Origin of the sequence: Paraburkholderia sp. EG286A (assembly GCF_040965375.1) — a bacterium.
In the GTDB taxonomy this organism is placed as follows: Bacteria; Pseudomonadota; Gammaproteobacteria; order Burkholderiales; family Burkholderiaceae; genus Paraburkholderia.
The window spans coordinates 755,013-776,107 of the sequence record NZ_JBFRCB010000005.1; the positions used below are offsets into that span (position 1 = coordinate 755,013).

Here is a 21,095-nt window from a genome sequence, read left to right on the forward strand (position 1 = left end):
TACTGGATATGGCTCGCTGGCTTATAAATTCGTTCAACGGCAATGCAGGCCAAACGCCGTGCCGACGAATACACAGGAATAAAGGAGACTCGCATGTCCAGCATGTCAGCCAGCACAACCACGCCCGAACGCGAAGCCTACTATGCGCAAATCGCGCGCAGCGGCATGTCGCCGCTCTGGGAGTCGCTGCACGCCCTCGTGCCGAAGTCGCCGCGCCCGCAGGCCCTGCCCGCCATCTGGAAGTACGCGCAGCTGCGCGAGCTCGTCATGCAGGCGGGCTCGGTCATCAGCGCCGAAGAGGCGATCCGGCGCGTGCTCGTGCTCGAAAATCCCGGTCTGCCCGGCAAGTCGAGTCTCACGCCCAATCTGTATGCCGGCCTGCAGCTGATCCTGCCCGGCGAGATCGCGCCGAGCCATCGCCATACGCAGTCGGCGCTGCGCTTCATCGTCGAAGGCAAGGGCGCGTGGACGGCCGTGAACGGCGAGCGCACCACCATGCACCCCGGCGACTTCATCATCACGCCCTCGTGGACCTGGCACGATCACGGCAACCCGTCCGTCGAGGAAGGCGGAGAGCCCGTGGTGTGGCTCGACGGTCTGGACATTCCGCTCATCGCGCATCTCGACGCGGGCTTCGCCGAGAACTACCCCGAGGCCACGCAGCCCATTGCGCGCCCCGAGGGCGATAGTTTCGCGCGCTTCGGCCACAACATGCTGCCGGTGCGCCATACGGTGAGCGATCCGACCTCGCCGATCTTCAGCTACCCGTATGCGCGCAGCCGCGAAGCGCTCGACACGCTCTACCGCGGTGGCGAACTCGACGACTGGGACGGCGTCAAGCTGCGCTACGTGAATCCGGCCACGGGCGGCTGGCCCATGCCCACCATGGCGACCTTCATGCAGTTCCTGCCGAAGGGCTTCAAGGGCAAGACCTACCGCAGCACCGATTCGACCGTCTACTGCGTGGTGGAAGGCAGCGGCACGGTACGCATCGGCGAGGAGCGCTTCACGTTCGACCCGCACGACGTGTTCGTCGCGCCCTCGTGGGTGCCGGTCCAACTCGAAGCGCAAAGTGACGCGGTGCTCTTCAGCTACTCCGATCGCCCCGTGCTCGCCGCGCTCAATCTGCTGCGCGAAGAACGCATCGGCTAACGCTTGGACGGCGAGCGCGCGTCCGCTTCGATACGCGCTCGCAGCTTGCTTCGGCATCCCTATCAATCTGTTCACTCTCTCAAAGAGCAACCATCATGGCATTCGTTTTCCAGCCCGAGGCGCCCGTCGCCCTTGCCGTCGCCGGCTCGACCGATCAGTTCGCCGTGCGCCGCGTGTACTGCGTGGGCCGCAATTACGCCGCGCATGCGCGCGAAATGGGCTTCGACCCAGACCGCGAGCCGCCCTTCTTCTTCTGCAAGCCCGATAACGCCATCGTGCCGGTCGCCTACGGCGAAACGCTCGAACTGCCGTATCCGGCGCAAACGCAGAACTACCACTACGAAGCCGAACTCGTGGCGGTGATCGGCAAGGCGGGCTCGGATATCGCCGAGGAAGACGCGCTCTCGCACGTGTGGGGCTACGCCGTGGGTCTCGACATGACGCGCCGCGACCTGCAGATGAAGATGCGTGAAATGGGCCGCCCCTGGGAAATCGGCAAGGCGTTCGATCTTTCCGCGCCGGTGGGCCCCGTGCATCCGGCGAGCGAAGCCGGCCACTTCGAGAACGCAGGCCTGTGGCTCACCGTCAACGGCGAAACGAAACAGAAGAGCGACGTCTCGCACCTCATCTGGTCGGTGGCCGAAACGGTTTCGTATCTCTCGAAGTTCTTCCGCCTCGAACCGGGCGACGTGATCTTCACCGGCACGCCCGAAGGCGTGGGCCCCGTGAAGGCCGGCGACACCATGAAGGTGGGCGTCGAGCGCCTGGGCGAGCTGACCGTGAAGGTGGTTTGAGCCGCATCCGTACTACAGGGAAGTCCATCGTGCAGCTCTACAGCTTCTTCAATAGCTCGACTTCGTACCGTGTGCGCATCGCGTTGCGGCTCAAGGGCGTCGAGCATGAGTATCTCGGCGTCAACATCCGCACCGGCGAGCATCGAGCGCCGCAGTACGTCGAGCACGTCAACGCTTCGGCAGCGGTGCCCGCGATCGTCGAAGGCGACTTCCATCTGGGCCAGTCGCTCGCCATCATCGACTGGCTCGATGCGCGCTATTCCGAGCCGCGCCTGATCCCGGCGGAGCCGCAAGCGCGTGCGCGCGTGCTCGAACTCGCGTACCTGATCGGCTGCGACATGCATCCCGTCAACAACCTGCGCGTGCTCAAGTATCTGCAGGATGTGCTGGGCGTGACGCCGGAGCAGAAGAGCGCGTGGTATCGGCACTGGGTCGCGCAAGGCATGGCAGGCGTGGAGCGTCTGCTCGCGCAGGCCGCCGGGTCGCACGATGGACCGTGGTGCTTCGGCGCGGCGCCCACGCTGGCCGACTGCTGCCTCGTGCCGCAGATCGCGAATGCGTTGCGCATGGGCTGCGATTTGTCCGCTTACCCGCGCAGCATGGCTGTCTATCGCCACGCCTGCGAGCATCCCGCATTCGCCGCGGCCGAGCCGCAGCGTCAGCCCGATTACGCCGCCTAGCCGCGCAGCGCGGGCCTCAAACAAGTCATTCAGGAGACAAGACATGCAATCATCCAACGCCAGACGCAGCGCGATCGTGGTGGGCGGCGGCATCGGCGGCCTTGCAGCGGCGCTTGCGCTCGCACGGGCCGACGTCCGCGTGCTGCTGCTCGAGCAGGCCCCGCAGATCGGCGAGATCGGCGCGGGCATCCAACTCGGCCCCAATGCGTTCACGGCGCTCGACGCGCTCGGCGCTGGCGAGGCGGCGCGCAATCGCGCCGTGTTCACGGACTCGCTCACGCTCATGGACGCGACCAACGCGAAGCCCGTCGCGCGCATCGAAACGAGCGAGCGCTTTCGCGAGCGCTTTGGCAATCCGTATGGCGTGATTCATCGCGCGGACATTCATCTGTCGATTCTCGAAGCGGTGAAGGACAATCCGCTCATCCAGTTCCGCACCGACACGCAGATCAAGTCGCTCGAACAGAACGAGCACGGCGTAACCGTGATCGACCAGCATGGCGAGCGCTACAGCGCCGACGCCGTGATCGGCTGCGACGGCGTGAAGTCCGCGGTGCGCGCGGCGCTGATCGGCGACGAACCGCGTGTGACGGGCCACGTGGTCTACCGCGCCGTGGTCGACGTGGAGAACATGCCGAAGGATCTGCAGATCAACGCGCCCGTGGTGTGGGCGGGGCCGCACTGCCACCTCGTGCACTATCCGCTGCGCGGCGGCCGGCAGTACAACCTCGTCGTGACCTTTCATAGCCGGGAGCAGGAAGTCTGGGGCGTGCGCGACGGCAGCAAGGAAGAAGTCCTTTCGTACTTCGAAGGAGTCGACGCGTTGCCGCGGCAGATGCTCGACCGCCCGACGTCGTGGAAGCGCTGGGCCACGGCCGACCGCGATCCGGTCGAGCAATGGAGCTTCGGTCGTGCGACGATACTCGGCGATGCTGCGCACCCGATGACGCAGTATGTGGCGCAGGGCGCTTGCCAGGCGCTAGAGGATGCGGTCACGCTGGGCGTTGCCGTCAAGGCTGCCGATGGCGATTTCGTCGAGGCGTTCAAGCGGTATGAGGCGGCGCGTATTCCGCGGACGGCGCGCGTGCTTTACTCCGCGCGTGAGATGGGGCGCATTTATCACGCCAAGGGCGTGGATCGGCTCGTGCGCAATGCGTTGTGGGTGGGGCGCAGCCAGGAGCAGTTTTATGACTCGCTGCAGTGGCTTTATGGGTGGAGTGCTGAGAACTGTCTCGATTCTGGCGCGGTTTGAGCCGCTAGTGCGTTTGAGGTTTGCCTGGGCTTTGGCCGTGGTTTCTGGCCGTTTTGGCCTTTCCTTGTTTTCGCGTCGGTGTGCAGGCGTTGCCCCTGTGCGGGGCTGCACCTACTTTCTTTGCGGCGGCAAAGAAAGTAGGCAAAGAAAGCCGCTCAAACCGCCAGCGCCTGCACACCGACGCGAAAACAAGAAACCGCGAAAACAGCCAAGACCGAAAACAAAAAAACCTAACGCGCAAAATACATATCGTGAAGCTCATCCACATTCACATCCTTAGCTCGCGCAGCAAACGTAACCTTCCCACCCTGCATAAGATAAACCTGATCAGCAAGCCGCAACGCCATATTAGTATTCTGCTCCACGAGCACAATAGTGCGCCCAGCCCCCTTGAGCCGATCAAGAATCGCAAACACTTCCTGCACCATCACAGGCGCAAGCCCAAGCGAAGGCTCATCGATCAGCATGAGCTGCGGCGAAGACATGAGCCCGCGCCCAAGCGCCAGCATCTGCGCCTGCCCGCCTGATAGCGTGCCCGCAGGCAGCCCGCGCCGCTCCTTGAGCAGCGGAAACAGTGCATAGACCTCCTCGAGCTGCGCTTTCGCCCCAGCGCGACGCGTTTTCGCAAACGCGCCCAGCATCAGGTTCTCCTCGATCGACATGTCGCGGAAGATCATGCGCCCTTCGGGCACCATCGCAATGCCGCGCTGTGCCATGTCCCACGTGGGCACGCCCGCGAGCGGCGCACCATCGAAGGTGATCTGGCCGCGCTCCAGCGGCACGAGCCCCATGATCGCGCGCAGCAGCGTGGTCTTTCCCGCGCCATTCGGGCCCACGATGGTCGTGACCTCGCCGCTCGCAATATTGAGCGTAACGTCCCATAACACATTGATCGCGCCATAGCCGGCGCGGGCGCTGCTAACCTCAAGCATGGGCGGCCTCCCCCGTATAACTGCGCACGACTTCGGGATCACGGAACACTTCGGCGGGCGGCCCATCGGCAATGAGCTTGCCGAAGTTGAGCACGCATACGCGCCTGCACAGGCTCATCACGGTTTCGATATCGTGCTCAATGATCAGGATGCCTACGTTGTAACGCTCGTGCACCGCCAGCAGCGTTTGCATGAAGCGGCGCTTGGTGGCCGTCTCGAGGCCACCCAGCACTTCGTCGAGCAACAGCAGCTTCGGCCCGGTGGCGAGCGCCTTCGCCACCTCCAGCGCCTTCAGTTCAGTGAGCGCGAGTTCCGTCGCCGCGTCGCGCTGCGCCTTGCCTTCGAGTCCCAGGAACGCGAGGATTTCGTCGATGCGCGCCTCGTCAACACGCCCCGTACCGAAGCGTTGCGCGACGATCAGGTTCTCGCGCACCGTGAGTTCGTGCATGGGCTGTGGCACCTGGAACGTGCGCCCGATGCCAAGGCGCGCGCGCCGGTAAAGCGGCGCTTTCAGCAGATCCACGTCGCCGAAACGGATCGAACCGCTCGTGGGCCGCACGAGCCCCGATATCGCGTTGAAAAGCGTCGTCTTACCCGCGCCGTTCGGGCCGACCAGCCCCACCACGTCGCGCGTGCCGAGCGATAGCGATACACCGTTGACCGCCGTGATGCCGCCGAAGCGGATCGAGACATCCTGCAGGCGCAACTCCGCCGCCTGTTCAGCTTGCTGCATAGACACCTCGCCGGGTACGTTTGAAGCGCAGCGCGGTCAGACCCGCGGGGCTCACGATGATCATCGCCACGAGCAGGATGCCCAGCACGATCTGGTGCCCCGTCGGCAGCAGGCTCTTGAGCACGAGCTGATCCACTAGATAGACCGTCACCGCGCCCACCAGCGGCCCGAGTATCGTGCGATAGCCGCCGCAGATTGCCGCGATGATCGGCACGACGGCCCAGCTCGCGTTGAACGCGTAATCGGGTTCGAGAAAATTGATGTAGTGCGCGTTGAAGGCGCCCACCAGCCCCGTCATCAGCGCCGAGAGCATCAGCATGGCGAGCTTGAGCATCACGCTGTTGACGCCCACCACGCGCGTCGCGTCCTCGGATTCGTGCATCGCCCGCAGCGCGAGTCCCACATGGCTGCCGCGCAGCCGCGCATAGATCGCGGCGAACACGAGCACGAGCGTGAGCACCACGAGATAGCCGCCGCTCTTGCTGCCGAAATCGAAGCCCGCGACCTTCGGCAGCCCCGGAATGCTGGAAAGGCCGCTCGCGCCGCCCGTGAGGCCGGACCATTCGGTCGCGATGATGCGGAAGATCTGCGCATAGGCGAGGATGGCGAGCGCGAAGTACGGCCCCTTCAGGCGCAGCGCGGGCGCCATGGCGAGCGAGGCGACTGCCGCCCCCACGCCGCCCGCGAGCATCGCGGGAAACACGGGCCAGCCCGCCTTGAGCGTGAGGAGCGCCGAGATATACGAGCCCACGCCGAAAAACGCCGCGTGTCCAAAGCTCACCATGCCGCCGAGGTTACCGAGCAGCGCCCACGCGAGCGCCACGCCCGCGATCGTGAGCGAGGCCACCGCCAGGCTCATCAGATACAGGTTCTGCCCGAACACGAGCGGCACGCCCGCATACAGCACGGCCAGCGCCACGGCGAGCCCAGCCAGACGCGGGCCCGACCAGGCCGTTGTGGTTTTCAATGTCGACATCGATCTCATCCCCTTCGTTTCGCCACACCGAACAAGCCGTTCGGCAGCACGTAGAGCACGAGCAGAAACAGCAGCATGCCCGCGAGTTCCTGCAACGCCGAACTGGCGAGCGTGACGGTGAGCGCCTCGGTAATGCCAAGCAGCATCGCGCCCGCCAGCACGCCCGGAATCGAGCCCACGCCCGCGAGCACCGTGATGATGAACGCCTTGACGGTAAGCGCTTCGCCAATGGATGGCTGGATCGCGCTCGACGCGTAGATCGACACGCCCGCGCACGAAGCGAGCAGCCCCGCCACGATGAACGAGATCAGTTCGGTCTTGCGCGGGTCGATACCCATCAGGCGCGCCGCATCGCGGTTGCTGGAAATCGCACGCACGGCGCGGCCATACCACGAACGCGAGAGCCACCACCAGAGTGCGAGCATCAGCGCGACGCTGATGCCGAACGAGAGCACTTCGCTGCGCATGGAAAGCAGGTTGCCGAGCATCACGCTGTCCTGCAGCCATGCGCTGCCGGTCGAGTGCACGTCGGCGCCCCAGCCCAGCAGCACGGCGTTGGTCAGCACGATGCCGATGCCGTAGGTCAGGATCAGCGAGTTCAGCTCGCGGTCGCGCTTGATGCGGCTCACCAGGTACCACGCGGCGGCGGCGGCCGCGCAGACCACCGGAATCGCCACCGGAATCGCAAACACGGGGTTGAGGCCGAGCTTCGTCTCGAACGTGTAGGCGATATAGGCGGCCAGCAGCACCAGTTCGCCGTGGGCGAGATTGATGATGCGCATCGAGCCGAACACCAGCGCGAGCCCCAGCGCGACGAGCGCGTATGCGCCGCCCACGAGCACGCCCGAATACAGCGATTGCAGCAACAGGTCCGTCATCGCGGCTCCTCCTTCGTTGCGCGCGCAATTACCACGGCAGCGCGGGGTAGTTCAGCTTGCCCGTGGCGCGCTCCTTCGGCCACACGAGCGCGATGCGGTTGCCCTGGATCTGCGCCATGTTGTTCAGAAACGCGGGGTTGTCGCCGTTCGGCGCGAAGCTCACCTTGCCGATCAGCGTGTCGTGCGGCTTCGCGCGCAGTTCGGCGGCAATACCGTCCTGCTTGAGCGTGCCCGCGTCGGCCGCGCGCGCCATGGCGTCGAACAGCAGCCGCGACTGCACGTAGGCGAATTCGGCCAGGTAATCGGGTTCCTTGTGATAGGCGGCCTGGTACGCCTGCACGAAGGCTTTGCCGTCGGCCGTGCCGAAGTCCGCGGGGTACGGCAGCATCGCGCAGCCGATCACGTTGTTCACGAGATCGGGATAGTCGGTGGTCATCTTCGGCGTGACGATGGACCACGCGCCCATCACGGCTTTTAGTTGCGGGCGCAGCACCTTGGCCGCGCGCAGAATGCCGATATAGTCGTTCTCGTACGCGATCATCAGCAGGACTTCGGGTTTGTCCTGCAAGCGCACCTTGTTCACGAGCGGCTTGAAGTCCGTCATCGCCGGGTCGAACGCGTGCACCGTCACTGTCACGCCCTGCGCGCGCAGTTGCGTCGAGACTTCGTTGCTGAGGTCGGTGGTGGCCTGCTTCGTCGAGGCGAGAATCGAAACCGACTTCACGCCCATGGCGTTCAACTGCCCCACCACGGCCTTCGAATAGCCCGATGCGGGCCCGATGCGGAAAAAGTGCTTGAGGCCGCGCGTGGTCATCGCGCTGTCCACGGCCCCCGAGGTGATATAGACGATGCCCGCCTTGTCCGCCGCTTCCGAAGCCGGGCTGACCGAATTGGAGCCGTAGCCGCCCGTAATGGCGAGCACGCCTTGCGAAGCGAGCTTCTCCACCGCCGATACGGCCTTGGCGGGTTGCGCCTCGTCGTCGACCACGGTGAGCGCGACCTTGTGTTTGCCGCTACCGTTGTTGAAGAGATCGGCGGCGAGCCGGATGCCTTCGAGCTGCGCGTTGCCTGCGCGCGCCATCGAGCCGGTGAGCGGCAACTCCACCCCCACGGGCAGCGTGTCGGCAAATGCGGCGGGCGTGTGGGCGAGCAGCGCGCAGGCGCTTGCGGCGCCCGCGCCGATGCGAAAGAGTGCGCGCACGAGGGCGCGCGGCTTGCTGCGAGTCGCGAAGCGGTCCATCGAACCTCCAAACCTGAGTCTCGGGAATAGAAAGCGGCGCCGTTCAGATGCGGCGCTCGCCCTGTTTCGTTGTTCTATGTTTTTGTTACCACGGCACGCCCGGATACACCGGCTTCGCCGTCGCGTAGGTCGCGGGCCAGACGAGCGCGAGCTTGCCGTCGTGCGCGAACTGGCCCATGTGCGCCACGTAGTTCGCGTTGTCGCCGCGAGCGTCGAACGCCACCTTGCCAATGAACGTGTCGTCGCGCCGGGTGGCGCGCAGCGTGTCGGCCAGACCGCCCTTGTCGAGCGTGCCCGCTTTCTGCGCACTCGCGATCGCGTCGAACAGCAGTTGCGCGTAGACGAACGACGTCTGCGACTGATAGTTCGAACCGGTCTTGAAGAGCCGCTGGTACGTATCGGAGAAGTCGCGCTGGTCCGCCGAGCGGTAATCAGCCGGCGAAGAGAGCACGGTCGCGCCATACACGTTCGGCACGAGGTCGGGGAACGACTGCGCCATCTTCGGGCTCGCGAACGCCCATGGCGCCGCTATCGCCTTCAGCTCGGGCTTGAGCACGCGCGAGGCGCGCAGAATGCCCACGTAGTCGTTCTCGTAGCCGATCATCGCCATCGCATCGGGCTTGTCCTGCAGCTTGACCTTGTTGATGAGCGGCTTGAAGTCGCTGATAGACGGATCGTACGCATGCAGGAAGGTCTTCACGCCTTGCGCCTTGAGCGCCGTGTCGAGCTGCTTCGCGAGGTCGCTCGTCGCATCCTTCGTCGAGTAGACGATCGCCACCGACTTCACGCCCAGCGTGTTGAAGAGGCCCACCATGCCCTTCGTGTAGCCGGGCGTGTTGCTCACGCGAAAGAAGTTCTTCAGGCCGCGCGTGACCATGTCGTCGCTGGTGCCGCCCGAGGTCACGTAGACGAGCCCGGCCTTGTTCGCGGCCTCCGACGCCGGGCCGGCACAGTTCGAATTGGCCGCACCCGCGATCGCGACCACGTGCTGCGAGGCGAGCTGCTCGACGGCGGCGACGGCCTTGGCCGGGTTCGATTCGTCGTCGACGGCCACCAGCGTGATCTTGTCCTGCGGATGGCGCCGGTTGTAGATGTCGGCCGCCACCTGAATGCCGCGGTACATTTCGGTGCCCGCCTGCGCGAGCGCGCCGGTGAGCGGCAGTTCCACGCCCACGCGCCACTCCGTGGCGTGCGCGAACGACGGCGCGAGTGCGATGGCCAGCGCCGCCGCCAGCGCGCCGCGCAGGTTCGTCGGCGCGGGCCGTCCGCGTCCCGGTCTGCCGATGCTCCCGTGCTGCGTCTTGATTCGCGTCATGTCTCCTCCTTTGCCCTTGGGGGCTTTGTATGCTTTGGAGTGTGCTGCGCGGCGGCGCCTGATTCGCATAGGCGCGCCACTGGACAGGTGCCAGTGTGGTTCAGGCGCACGAGGCCAACAATTCGTTTTCTGGAAAGCGGGCGTTCGGCTGGCTGGAAGTCGGCATTTGTCCCGATGCCTGCACACGCGCAATCGACGGGTCCGGCGAGCAGGGGCAAAAAAAAGCCGCTGCACTGAGGCAGCGGGCATGGAGAAACGGCTCGGCGCACCGCATTCGCGATGCGCCATCAAACAGACGGTCTTTGGTGCGCTCAGGCCGGCGCGTTTTCGGTGCTCAGCTTCGTCACCATGCCGGTCTTGGCGTCGTAGGCGTAGCCCTGCTGCTCGAGATGAGCGCTGACCGCTTCGACGACCACTTGCTGCTGGGACTCCTTGCGCAGCAGTTCATGCTCCGGCACGACCTGGCCCAGCTCGGCGGCGAGGCGGCGGCTCAGCGAGGCTTCGCCGGCGCTGCGGGCCAGACCCACAATCGCCTTTTCGTTGGCCTGGGCCAGTTGCTGCTTCAGTCCGTTCGCGTACTCGGACCAGCGCTTGATGTTCTCGCGCGCATCGGTAATCGCGGCGGCGTGCTTGGCCGTCTCGCTGGCAAGCTGGGCCTTCAGCGTCTCGACTTCTTCCGGATCGGCGGCCGCAGGCTGTGCCTCGGCTGCGCCCTCGGCGGCTTCGCTCGACGCCGCGGCCTTGGCGAATTCGCCCAGTTCGGCGAGTTCGGTCGCCTGCTGCTGCGCGGCGTCGGCGCGCTCCTGCGCCTCGGTCAGGCTCGCCGTGAGACGGGCGATCTCGGAGGCGTCGGCCGTGCGCTCGTCGCTCAGGCTGGCGAGCTGCTGCTGGGCATTCTGCAGTTCGGTGGCGGCGGCATCGCGCTCGGCCTGGGCACCGGCGACCTGTTCGCGCTGGGCCGCGTGCGCTTCCTGCTCGGCTTGCAGCGCCGCGCGAATCGCTTCCAGTTCGCCCTCGAGCTTCGCAACCGCTTCCGCGTGAGCCGTTTCCAGCGCTGCGCGCTCCGCTTCGTCATTCTCCGTCGAGGCTGCCGGCTCGGCCTGCTCGCTTTCCTGCGCGGCTGCCGCAGCGGCTTCGGCTTCCGCGGCCTGGGCAGCGTGCGCTTCGCGCTCGGCGGCCAGTTCGGCGACCGCGCGCGCCAGTTCCGCCTCGAGGGCCGAAACACGCTCGGCCAGTTCCTCGGCGCGCTTTTCCGCTGCGTCGGCGCGCTCGATCGCGCTCGCGATGTCTTCCTCGAGAGCCGGCCCGTCATTGGGCCTGGTCTCGTAGGCGCGCGTCATGTTATCCAGCTGAACCTGCAGGGCGTCGAGTTCCTGGACCGTGCTCTGCAGCTCTTCGAGCGCGTTGTCGCGTTCGTTGCATGCGTCCTCGACGCGCTCGCGCATCGACAGCAGGCGGCGCGCCACGGCGCGCTCGGCCTCGTCCTGCGCCGACGTCCACAGACGGTCGAGCGCGTCGCGCATCGTGTCCGTCACGGTTTCCGGCAACGCGGGGCGCTCGACGACCTGCTGCACGCGCGGCGCCCGCTCTTCGCGCCACTTGCGCAGCGAGGCAGCCACAGCGACCACCGAGCCGGTATGAACTTCGGACCAGATGGCCATGGGAGAAACCTTCTGGCCCTCGTCGGCCATCCGCTCCGCGATTTCAGCAACCAGTTCGTCCGTGATCGTAATGCTGCTTGACATATCTGCCTCGAGAAAGTGCGAGCCCACCCCGCGTTTCTAGAGATTGTCAGGCAACCACCTCCCGGTTAATCGCTCGAAAAGCCGGGTTTAAGGGGAGGTGTTCACAGGATTGCGCCGCCACTTCCGAAGCGCTTGCGGCAAGCCACTCGCCCTGGACGGCGTTTTCGGTGTTCTGGCGCAGCGCGGAAGTCAGTTCCTTGCTGGCCGCCGGGTTTCTGTGGCTCGGGTCAGGCAGCCAGCGCCAAGCCAGTGTGCGGTCAAGCGAGGCGGGTTATCTCTGCGGCTTCGAAAACGCCAGCGTAGTGGGCCCCGCATAGCCAAGCAGCGCCGACACCTCCGCGGCGCCACGCGCGATCAGCGTCTTGAAGCGCTCCATGCCCGGCACGCCGCGGCTGACCGGCGTGCCCATCACGAGCGCCGCGATCACCGCGCCCGACTCGTCGCGGATCGGCGCGGCAAAGCCCACCACGTCGGCGGAACTCTGCTCGACCGTGGCGGCCACGCCGGTCTCGGCCACTTCCTTGAGAAGCGCCTTCAACTCGCGTTTTTGCGTGCGCGTGGCGGGCGTGTGGGCGCGCAGTTCGGCCGTGTGGAAATACTCGGTTTGCTGTGCCTCGCTCATCGCGGCCAGCAGCACGCGTCCGCCCGAGGAGGAAAAGAGTTCGCGCCGCTCGCCAATGCCCGCGATGAAGCGGATCGCGCTGCGGCTCTCCGCCGACATCACATAGACCATGGAAGGCCGGTCGCTCGCGAGTTGACCGATCAGGATCGTTTCCCCCGCTTCGAGCGCGAGGCGCTCCATCACGGGGCGCGCGATCTCGGGAAAGCGCCGCTGCGCGACGATGGCCGCGCCTAGCTTGAATGCCTCCACGCCGAGCGAGTACTTGCCGCCGTCATGCGCGAGATAGTGCGCGTGCGTGAGCGCGCGCAGCAGCGCGAGGAGGCTCGTTTTGGGCGTGGCGCTGAGGTCCGCGAGTTCGGTGAGCGTGGCGCCTTGCGGATGGTCGGCAAGAATGCGCAGCACCTGCACGATGCGCGTGGTCGCGCGCGGCCCGGGCGATGCGGTGGATTCGGTGCCCGCTTCGCGGTCTTCGGGGAGGTGCGCCATGGATCGATCGACGGTTGAACGGTGCGAAAAATTATACATGCCGCCCTGCTCTCGAAAGGGATGCGTACGGGCCGTGATGGTGTGGCCCGCGCCTGCTCAAACGGCTTCCTCGTGCTCGCCGCGCGTTCGCACTCTCGCATTCGCGCCGATCGCCCCGCTCGCGCACAGCGCATCGATGCGCGCGGCGTCGAGCCCGAGCAGATCGTCGAGCAGCTCACGCGTATGCTCGCCGAGCAGGGGCGGCGGCACCTCGTATTGCACGGGCGTCGCCGACAGGCGCAGCGGACTCGCCACGCTCGGCGACGTGCCCGCCAGCGGATGCGCAATGCGGCGCACGCTTTCACGCGCGCGCGCATGCTCGGAGCCGAACGCCTGCGACACGTCGTTGATCGGCCCGCATGGCACGCCGCACGCTTCGAGCGCATCGATCCACGCGTCGCGCGTGCGCGTGCGAAAGGCCTTTTCGAGCACCGGCAGCAGCAGCGCCCGATTCACGCTGCGTGCGCTGTTGGTCGCGAAGCGTGGGTCCGCTGCGAGTGCGTTCAACTCCATTGCGCCACACAGCGACCGGAACTGGCTGTCGTTGCCGCACGCGAGAATCAGATGGCCGTCGCTGGCCGCGAAGGTCTGGTACGGCACGACATTGGGATGCGCGTTGCCCAGGCGCCGCGGCACCTCGCCCGTGCAGAGATAATTCATCGACTGGTTCGCGAGCATCGCCAGCTGGCAGTCGAGCAGCGCGATGTCGATGTGCTGGCCGAGGCCGCTGCGCTGCCGCTCGATCACGGCGGCGAGCACGCCCGTCGTCGCGTACATGCCGGCCATGAGGTCCGTGACCGCCACGCCGACTTTCTGCGGGCCACCGCCGGGCGTCTCGTCGGGCTCGCCCGTCACGCTCATGAGGCCGCCCATGCCCTGAATGAGGAAGTCGTATCCAGCTCGATGCGCGAGCGGCCCGCTCTGCCCGAAGCCCGTGACCGAGCAGTAGATGAGCGCGGGATTGAGCGCCGCGAGGCTTTCATAGTCGAGCCCGTACTTCTTCAGGCCGCCCACCTTGAAGTTCTCCACCAGCACGTCGCATTGACGCGCCAGTTCGCGGATCAGCGCGGCGCCTTCGGGCGCGGCAATGTCCACGGCCATCGACAGCTTGCCGCGGTTCGCGCACTGGTAATACGCGCTCTCGACGGTGTCGCGGCCCGCTTCGTCGCGCAGGTAGGGCGGCCCCCACGAACGCGTTTCGTCACCCGGACCGGGCCGTTCGATCTTGATCACCTGCGCGCCGAGATCGGCGAGATTCTGCGTGCACCACGGCCCTGCCAGCACGCGGGAAAGATCGAGCACCCTTATGCCTTCGAGCGGCCGGCCGCGCTGGCCGCCGTGTTGTTGTCCTTGCGTCGTTGACTGCGATGCCGATGCTGCTCTCGTCTGCTGCTGCATGTGAAATGACCTCTGCCTGGATTGCGAAACTGCACGTTCGGGCGCTGCGCGTACGCCATGCTCAGTCGAGCGGCTTGCCCGCCGTCTCGGGCATGCGCCAGTAAGCGATAAGGCTCACGGCCGCGCCCGCGCACACGTAGGCGAGAAACCAGCCCTCACGCTGCTGCGATTGCAGCCATGTCATGAGATACGGTGTCGTGCCGCCGAGCAAGGCGACCACGAGGTTGTACGCCGCGCCGATGCCGATGCCCCGCACCGCGGTCGAGAACAACTCGGCCATGATCGCGGGCGCAATGGCCGAATAGAGTCCATAAGTGAGCAACCCGAAGCATTCGACGAGCAGCATCGACGTCACGCTGGGCCCGATCGAGCGCACCACCGGATAGAGGAACACGAGATACGCCGCCGCGAACACCATCAACTGCGGACGCCGCCCGAAGCGGTCCGACAACGCGCCGAAGAACGGCTGCGCAATCATGAAGATGGCAATGCTCAGCGTGCTGGCCAGAAAGGCGTCGGCCGGCGTCGCGCCCGCGTGGCGGATCGCGTAGATCGGCATGAAGCTGATGAAGAGATAGAAGCTGAACGCACCCAGCACGCTGATGCCCACGAGGCGCAGCACGGCGGTGCGATGTTGCGTCCACGTCCACCACAGCGAGCGGCGCTCGATACGGCCCGAACGGCGCAGTTGTTCGAACGCGTGCGTTTCGCCCACGTTGCGGCGCATCCAGAAGCCTGCGAGCGAACCGCAACCGCCGATGAAGAACGGAATGCGCCAGCCCCACGCCATGAGCGCTTCCTTCGACATCACGTTCGTCATCACGCTGGCGAGCGCGGAAGCGAGCAGCAGGCCGGCCGCGATGCTGAAGAACAGGAAGCTGCCATACAGCCCGCGACGCTTCGCCGGCGCGGATTCCGCGAGGAAGGTGGTGGCCGCGCCGTATTCGCCGCCGACCGAGAGGCCCTGCACCATGCGCAGCACCGTCATGAGCACGGGCGCAAGCACGCCGATCGTCGCGTAGGTGGGCAGCACGGAAATCAGCAGCGAGGAACCCGCCATCATCATGATGGTGAGCGTGAGCGCGGCGCGCCGCCCGAAGCGGTCGGAGAAGCCGCCGATCACCCAGCCGCCCAGCGGCCGCATGAAAAAGCCCACGGCGAACACGGCGAAGGTCGCGAGCAGCGAGGCGGTGTCGTTCTCGGCGGGAAAGAACTGCTTGCTGAAGTAGATCGCAAAGGTCGTGTACACCGACCAGTCGAACCACTCCACCACGTTGCCGACGCTGCCGGCGAATATGACGCTGGCCGTGCGTCGCGGCGCCGCTTCGGCCGCCGCGCCTGCCTGCGCGATCTCGGGGTTGGCGTTCATCCAGCTTGTCTCCTTGAATCCTGTTTTCAGGTTTATTCGAATCGTTCTGGCTGCCGGGCCGGCGGTGCCGGTCTCGGGTTCCGAATGTAGCATCGGATTCTGAATATCGAACGAGGCGCGTGCCTGGCGTATACCCTCCAAGCGTCCAAAATTCGACTAATTATTCTTTATAAACATAAGGTTATCCGCGCGCTATCGGTCGAACACACTGTTCCGATATTCGAACTGTGTTGCCGATATCGAAACTCGATTCTAGAATCGGAACACGATATCGGCGCAGCGCGCCATCCCACACTGGAGGAAGACAGGCATGACGACACACGAAGACGCCCAACTGCTCGGACGCGGTTTCTACTGGCAGGAGCTGCAAGCGGGTCAGCGCTTTCGCACGTTCCGGCGCACGGTCACGGAAACCGACCTGGTCAATTTCATTTCGGCGACCGGCATGCTGGAGGCGATCTTCATCGACGCGCATTTCGAGCACGGCGCCATGAGCGGGCGCCCCGTGCCGGGCGCGCTCACGAGCGGCCTGATCGAAGGCCTGCTGTTCCAGACCATGGTGCAAGGCACCGGGCTCGCCATGCTCGAGTTCTCGATGAAGGCGCACGCGCCGGTGCTCGTCAACGACACGATCTACGGCGTGGTGGAAGTCGAGGAAGTGAAGCCCACCTCGAAGCACAATCGCGCCGTGGTCACGAGCCGCGTGGAAGTGCTCAACCAGCGCGACGAACTCGTGCTCTCGTACACGGTCAAGCGCATGCTCGCCGGCCGCCCCGAATGAGCGCGCAAGCGCCTGATGACTTCGCACTGCCAGGAACTGCACTGTAAAGCGCAGCACGCTATGACCGACCCTTTCACACTCCGAACCATTCCGCCCGAAGACGAGGCGTTGCGCGCACCGGTGCGCGCGTTTCTCGCCGAAACGCTCGAAGGCGTGCCGCCCGCCGTGCGCGCGCGTTCGTGGCTCGGCTTCGACGCCGACTTCAGCCGCCGGCTCGCGGCGCAAGGCTGGCTGGGCCTCACGCTGCCGCGCGAATATGGCGGCGGCGGGCGCAGCCCGTTCGCACGCTTCGTGCTCGTGGAAGAACTGCTTGCGGCCGGCGCACCGGTTTCAGCCCACTGGATCGCCGACCGCCAGAGCGGCCCGCTCATCGCTCGCTACGGCACCGAGGCGCAGAAGGCCTTCTATTTGCCGCGCATCTGCCGGGCCGAGGCGTTTTTCTGCATCGGCATGAGCGAACCCAACGCGGGCTCCGACCTCGCAAGCGTACGCACGCGCGCCGAGCGCACGGCCAGCGGCTGGCGCCTCTCGGGCCGCAAGATCTGGACGACCAACGCGCCGCACTCGCACTTCATGATCGCGCTCGTGCGCACTTCGGGCGCGCCCGAGGACCGGCATCGCGGGCTCTCGCAAGTGATCGTCGACCTGTCGCTGCCGGGCGTGCATGTCGCGCCGATTCGCGACCTCGCCGGCGACGCGCATTTCTCCGAAGTCACTTTCGACGATGTCGAATTGCCCGAGGACGCGCTGATCGGTACTGAAGGCGCGGGCTGGGAACAGGTCACCGCGGAACTGGCGTTCGAGCGCAGCGGTCCCGAGCGCATTTATTCGAGCATCGTGCTGCTCGAGGAATGGGCGCATACGCTGCGCGAAGCCGCGCGCGCGGCACACGCGCCGGTCGGCGAAAGCGAGCGCCGCACACTCGGGGCGTTCGTGACCGAACTGGCGACGTTGCGCGCCATGTCCGTGGCCGTCACGGGAGCGCTCGCCGACGGGGCGAGCCCTGCCACCCAGGCCGCGCTCGTGAAGGACCTCGGCACCAGCTTCGAGCAGAGCGTGCCCACGCTGATCGGCGACGCGCTCGGCGCGCATCCGCAGCAGGCCGTGACACGCGAGCTAGCCGATACGCTCGACTACGTGACGAAGATCGCGCCGTCGTACTCGCTGCGCGGCGGCACGCGCGAGATCCTGCGCGGCATGATCGCGCGCGGCCTCGGGCTGCGCTAAACGAACGACGAACATGGAGAAGAACACCATGGATGACATGCTGACCGAATCGGCGCAACACGTGCTCACGCGTCACTGTACGCCGCAATTCGTACGCACCGTGGAAGCGGCGCGCGACCGTCACGCGGGACGCGCCCTGTGGGACCAGCTCGACGCGCTCGGCTTTCTCGACGCGCTCGTGCCTGAAGAGAAAGGCGGCTCGGGCATGCGTCTCGCCGCCACGGCGGGCGCGCTGTTCGAATTCGGCGCGCACGCGCTGCCGCTGCCCGCCGCGCACACCATGATCGCGCGCGATCTGCTCGCACGCGCGGGCGTGGAAGCGCCGCGCGGTCCCATCGCCATCGCGCTTGGCAACGCCTCGCGGCACGGCGCGGCCTTCGTGCCCTACGGTCTCGTCGCCGACACGCTCATCGTCGAAACCGCCGATGGCACGAGCCTCATCGAGCTCGCCAGCGCCGATCTGCGCGCGCACGGCGACAGCCTCGACGCCATGCTCACCTATCCCGCGCACGCGGCACGCGCGCTGCCCGCCACGGTGCGTGGCGTGGGCGAGCTGGGCGCGCTCGCCACGGCCGCCACGATGGCGGGCGGCATGCAGCGCGTGTTCGACATCACGCTCGGCTACGTGAACGACCGCCAGCAGTTCGGCCGCTCACTCGGCAAGTTCCAGGCCGTGCAGCAGCAGTTGAGCGTCATGGCCGAGCACGTGGCCGCCACGCGCGTCGCGGCGCAGTTGGGCTGCGCGGGACACCACACGTCGGAACAGCGCATCGCGGCGGCCATTGCGAAGGCGCGTGCGAGCCGCGCCGCGCCGCTGGTGGCGAACGGCGCACACGCGCTGGTGGGCGCGATGGGCATCACCGCCGAGTTCGACCTGCAGCTCTATACGAGACGGTTGCACGCGCAGCGTCTTCAATATGGATCGGAGTCGTTCTGGGACGACGTGGTCGGCACGCACGCCATCGATCATTGGAACACTGTCGCCGCCGGCGTGATCGGCATTTACGATGCGCTCGACGAGGCCGCGGCGGTCGGAACGTAATCGCGCAACGCGCGGGCCTCACGCCGTGCCGACGCGCTCCAGCACCACATCGAGCAGCACGTTCGCGCCGTCGATGAGCTGATCGTCGTCCGTGTGCTCGCGCGGATTGTGGCTAATGCCGCCGCGGCTCGGCACGAAGATCATCGCGGACGGCGCGATCCGCGCCATCATCTGCGCGTCATGGCCCGCGCCCGAGGTCATGCGCCGGTTCGAGAAACCCCGGCGTTCGGCAGCGGCTTCGATGGCGCGTGCGAGCGCCGCGTCGAATACCACCGGTTCGAAACGCACGAGGCGCTCGGTCTCGATCTTCACGCCTTCCTTGCGTGCCACCTCGACTAAAAATTCGGCGAGGCGGCGCTCGGCGTCCTGCAAACGCGTTTCGTCGGGGTCGCGCAGATCGACCGTGAAAACGGCCTTGCGGGGAATCACGTTGATCACGTTCGGCTCGATGCTCAGCATGCCGATGGTGGCGAGCGTCGTGCCGCTTCGAACCGCGAGCTCGCGCAGGAACGTGGCGACCGCCGCGGCCACCCATCCCGCGTCGTGACGCAGATGCGTCGGCGTCGTGCCCGCGTGATTGGCGTTGCCTTGCACGCTCACGCGCTGCCACGAAATGCCTTGCAGATTTTCAACCACGCCGATGCGCACGTTTTCCGCTTCGAGAATCGGTCCCTGTTCGATATGCAGTTCGAAATATTCGTGCGGTGTGATCGCGCCAGGCTCCATCTCACCCGCGTAGCCGATGCGGGCCAGTTCGTCGCCAAGACGCGTTCCGTCGATGCCGCGCGCATCGAGAGCCACTTCCACGGCCAGCCCGCCGGCGTGGACCAGCGAGCCCATCATGTCCGGCTGATAGCGCACGCCTTCCTCGTTCGTGAACGCGCCCACGGTGATGGACCGGCCCGGCTTCACGCCCGCTTCGCGAAACGCGCGCACCACGGCGAGCCCGGCAAGCACGCCATAACAGCCATCGAGCGCCCCCGCGTTGCGCACGGTGTCGATGTGTGAACCCATCATCAGCGGGCGTTCCGAGGCGGCATCGGAGCCTGCGTGCAGGGTGCCGAACACGTTGCCGATACGGTCGATGCGCACGTCGAGATCGAGTTCGCGCATCCACGCGACCACGCGGTCCCGACCAGCCTTCTCGTCGTCCGTGAGCGCGATGCGCGTGCGCCCGCCCGCTTGCGGATCGGCGCCGATTTCACCCAGTTCGCGCAGTTGGCGAAGCAGCACTTCGCCATTCAGTTTCAGCGTATTCATGATTGGTTGGTTCCGACCGGCAAGGCGAGGCGCGCGATTTCCGCGAAGTAGCGGGCGCCGGTCATCAGGATGTCGTCGTTGAAATCGTAGCTGGCGTTGTGCAGCGGAATGCCGCCGCGTTCGGGCACGTCGCCGTTGCCGATGAAGATGAAATTGCCGGGCACGACCTGCAGGAACGCGCCGAAATCCTCGGAGATCATCATCGGTTGCACGTTGGCGTCCACGGCGGCGTCTCCCGCCACGATGCGCGCGGCGTTCACCGCCAGTTCGACGAACTGTTCCGAGTTCACGGTCGGTGCGAACTCGTGCGTGTACTCGAAGCTGCATTCGGCGCCGTGCGTCCGGCAAATGCCGACGCTGACTTCGCGCATGCGGGTTTCGAGCAGCGCCTGCACGTCCTTCGAATAGCTGCGCGTATCGCCCTTGATGATCACGTTCGAGGGAATGACATTGCGAATGCCGTCGGTGATGAATTCCGTGCAGGAGATCACGGCTTGCAGGCTCGGGTCGAGATTGCGCGACACGATGGTTTGCAGCGCGAGCACGATTTGCGCGGCGATGACGATGGGATCGGCCCCCATGTGCGGGCGCGCCGCGTGCGTGCCACGGCCCTTGATATGGATGACGAAGTTATCCTCGCTCGCCATGATGCCGCCCGCGCGCGTGGCGAACGTGCCGGCAGGCATGCCCGGCATGTTGTGCGCGCCGAAGATCGCATCGACGGGAAAGCGCTCGAACAGGCCGTCCGCCATCATCGCCTTGGCGCCGCGGCCGTGCTCCTCCGCAGGCTGGAAGATGAACCGCACCGTGCCGTCGAAATCGCGCCGCTCGGCGAGCAACCGCGCCGCGCCGAGGACCATCGACATATGGCCGTCGTGCCCGCAGGCGTGCATTTTTCCCGCGTTCAACGAGGCATGCGCGCGGCCCGGCGCCTGCTCCGCGATATTGAGCGCGTCCATGTCGGCACGCAGGCCGATCACGCGCTTGCCGTTGCCGACCGTGAGGTTCGCCACGAGCCCCGTGCCGCCAATGCCGCGGTGCACCTCGAGCCCAAGTGTCTCGAGGATGTTCGCCACGTAGTGGGCAGTATGGATCTCCTCGAAGCCGGTCTCGGGACGCTGGTGCAGATACTGTCGCCAGCTTTTGAGTTGGCCTTGCAGTGTGCTTTCCATGT

At 66.1% G+C, this 21,095-nt stretch carries 19 protein-coding genes; 7 read left to right on the forward strand and 12 right to left on the reverse strand.

Annotated features, from left to right (window positions below):
• Positions 1 to 102 precede the first annotated feature (102 nt).
• The 4 genes from gtdA to AB4Y35_RS26600 all read left to right on the forward strand — a co-directional run bounded on the left by gtdA (position 103) and on the right by AB4Y35_RS26600 (position 3,878).
• The gene (gene gtdA, locus AB4Y35_RS26585) at positions 103 to 1,152 is read left to right on the forward strand and encodes a gentisate 1,2-dioxygenase (RefSeq protein ID WP_368706768.1); all 1,050 of its coding nucleotides are present in this window, start codon (positions 103 to 105) and stop codon (positions 1,150 to 1,152) included.
• Between the two features lie 95 nt (positions 1,153 to 1,247).
• Positions 1,248 to 1,946: a fumarylacetoacetate hydrolase family protein gene (locus AB4Y35_RS26590; protein WP_254341871.1), complete on the forward strand. Its 699-nt coding sequence runs from the start codon at positions 1,248 to 1,250 to the stop codon at positions 1,944 to 1,946.
• A 29-nt stretch (positions 1,947 to 1,975) separates the two neighbouring features.
• Positions 1,976 to 2,626 carry a maleylacetoacetate isomerase gene (gene maiA / locus AB4Y35_RS26595; RefSeq protein WP_368706677.1) on the forward strand — a complete coding sequence of 217 codons (651 nt, stop codon included), beginning with the start codon at positions 1,976 to 1,978 and terminating at the stop codon, positions 2,624 to 2,626.
• A gap of 43 nt (positions 2,627 to 2,669) precedes the next feature.
• Positions 2,670 to 3,878 carry a 3-hydroxybenzoate 6-monooxygenase gene (locus AB4Y35_RS26600; protein ID WP_368706678.1) on the forward strand — a complete coding sequence of 403 codons (1,209 nt, stop codon included), beginning with the start codon at positions 2,670 to 2,672 and terminating at the stop codon, positions 3,876 to 3,878.
• Between the two features lie 230 nt (positions 3,879 to 4,108).
• Here the strand turns inward: AB4Y35_RS26600 and AB4Y35_RS26605 are convergent, their stop codons facing one another.
• The 10 genes from AB4Y35_RS26605 to AB4Y35_RS26650 form a co-directional block, all read right to left on the reverse strand.
• Positions 4,109 to 4,810, reverse strand: a complete 702-nt coding sequence (locus tag AB4Y35_RS26605) for an ABC transporter ATP-binding protein (RefSeq protein WP_368706679.1) — start codon at positions 4,808 to 4,810, stop codon at positions 4,109 to 4,111.
• Positions 4,803 to 5,543: an ABC transporter ATP-binding protein gene (locus tag AB4Y35_RS26610; RefSeq protein WP_368706680.1), complete on the reverse strand. Its 741-nt coding sequence runs from the start codon at positions 5,541 to 5,543 to the stop codon at positions 4,803 to 4,805. The genes AB4Y35_RS26605 and AB4Y35_RS26610 overlap by 8 nt, the downstream gene beginning before the upstream one ends.
• A complete protein-coding gene (locus tag AB4Y35_RS26615; protein ID WP_368706681.1) occupies positions 5,530 to 6,519 on the reverse strand; it encodes a branched-chain amino acid ABC transporter permease in 990 nt (329 codons plus the stop codon). The genes AB4Y35_RS26610 and AB4Y35_RS26615 overlap by 14 nt, the downstream gene beginning before the upstream one ends.
• Positions 6,520 to 6,524: 5 nt before the next feature.
• The gene (locus AB4Y35_RS26620) at positions 6,525 to 7,397 is read right to left on the reverse strand and encodes a branched-chain amino acid ABC transporter permease (protein WP_368706682.1); all 873 of its coding nucleotides are present in this window, start codon (positions 7,395 to 7,397) and stop codon (positions 6,525 to 6,527) included.
• A 28-nt stretch (positions 7,398 to 7,425) separates the two neighbouring features.
• Positions 7,426 to 8,637 carry an ABC transporter substrate-binding protein gene (locus AB4Y35_RS26625; RefSeq protein WP_368706683.1) on the reverse strand — a complete coding sequence of 404 codons (1,212 nt, stop codon included), beginning with the start codon at positions 8,635 to 8,637 and terminating at the stop codon, positions 7,426 to 7,428.
• A gap of 85 nt (positions 8,638 to 8,722) precedes the next feature.
• Complete coding sequence (locus AB4Y35_RS26630) at positions 8,723 to 9,952, reverse strand: ABC transporter substrate-binding protein (protein WP_368706684.1); 1,230 nt, start codon at positions 9,950 to 9,952, stop codon at positions 8,723 to 8,725.
• A gap of 311 nt (positions 9,953 to 10,263) precedes the next feature.
• Positions 10,264 to 11,697: a DNA-binding protein gene (locus AB4Y35_RS26635; protein ID WP_368706685.1), complete on the reverse strand. Its 1,434-nt coding sequence runs from the start codon at positions 11,695 to 11,697 to the stop codon at positions 10,264 to 10,266.
• Positions 11,698 to 11,968: 271 nt separating this feature from the next.
• Positions 11,969 to 12,805: an IclR family transcriptional regulator gene (locus tag AB4Y35_RS26640; protein WP_368706686.1), complete on the reverse strand. Its 837-nt coding sequence runs from the start codon at positions 12,803 to 12,805 to the stop codon at positions 11,969 to 11,971.
• A gap of 96 nt (positions 12,806 to 12,901) precedes the next feature.
• Positions 12,902 to 14,242 carry a CaiB/BaiF CoA transferase family protein gene (locus AB4Y35_RS26645; protein ID WP_368706687.1) on the reverse strand — a complete coding sequence of 447 codons (1,341 nt, stop codon included), beginning with the start codon at positions 14,240 to 14,242 and terminating at the stop codon, positions 12,902 to 12,904.
• Between the two features lie 61 nt (positions 14,243 to 14,303).
• Positions 14,304 to 15,611, reverse strand: a complete 1,308-nt coding sequence (locus tag AB4Y35_RS26650) for an MFS transporter (RefSeq protein ID WP_368706688.1) — start codon at positions 15,609 to 15,611, stop codon at positions 14,304 to 14,306.
• A gap of 310 nt (positions 15,612 to 15,921) precedes the next feature.
• Between AB4Y35_RS26650 and AB4Y35_RS26655 the strand changes: the two genes are divergently transcribed.
• From AB4Y35_RS26655 to AB4Y35_RS26665, 3 genes are read left to right on the forward strand one after another with little or no spacing between them, the layout of a single operon-like run.
• Positions 15,922 to 16,392: a MaoC family dehydratase gene (locus AB4Y35_RS26655; protein ID WP_233888092.1), complete on the forward strand. Its 471-nt coding sequence runs from the start codon at positions 15,922 to 15,924 to the stop codon at positions 16,390 to 16,392.
• Positions 16,393 to 16,452: 60 nt separating this feature from the next.
• Positions 16,453 to 17,619 carry an acyl-CoA dehydrogenase family protein gene (locus AB4Y35_RS26660; protein WP_368706689.1) on the forward strand — a complete coding sequence of 389 codons (1,167 nt, stop codon included), beginning with the start codon at positions 16,453 to 16,455 and terminating at the stop codon, positions 17,617 to 17,619.
• Between the two features lie 13 nt (positions 17,620 to 17,632).
• Positions 17,633 to 18,661, forward strand: coding sequence for an acyl-CoA dehydrogenase family protein (locus AB4Y35_RS26665; protein WP_368706690.1), 1,029 nt, complete (start codon positions 17,633 to 17,635; stop codon positions 18,659 to 18,661).
• Between the two features lie 18 nt (positions 18,662 to 18,679).
• Here the strand turns inward: AB4Y35_RS26665 and AB4Y35_RS26670 are convergent, their stop codons facing one another.
• Both AB4Y35_RS26670 and AB4Y35_RS26675 read right to left on the reverse strand, forming a co-directional pair.
• Positions 18,680 to 19,921: a Zn-dependent hydrolase gene (locus AB4Y35_RS26670; RefSeq protein ID WP_368706691.1), complete on the reverse strand. Its 1,242-nt coding sequence runs from the start codon at positions 19,919 to 19,921 to the stop codon at positions 18,680 to 18,682.
• Complete coding sequence (locus AB4Y35_RS26675; RefSeq protein WP_368706692.1) at positions 19,918 to 21,093, reverse strand: M20 aminoacylase family protein; 1,176 nt, start codon at positions 21,091 to 21,093, stop codon at positions 19,918 to 19,920. Before AB4Y35_RS26675 ends, AB4Y35_RS26670 begins: the two co-directional genes overlap by 4 nt.
• Between the last annotated feature and the right edge of the window lie 2 nt (positions 21,094 to 21,095).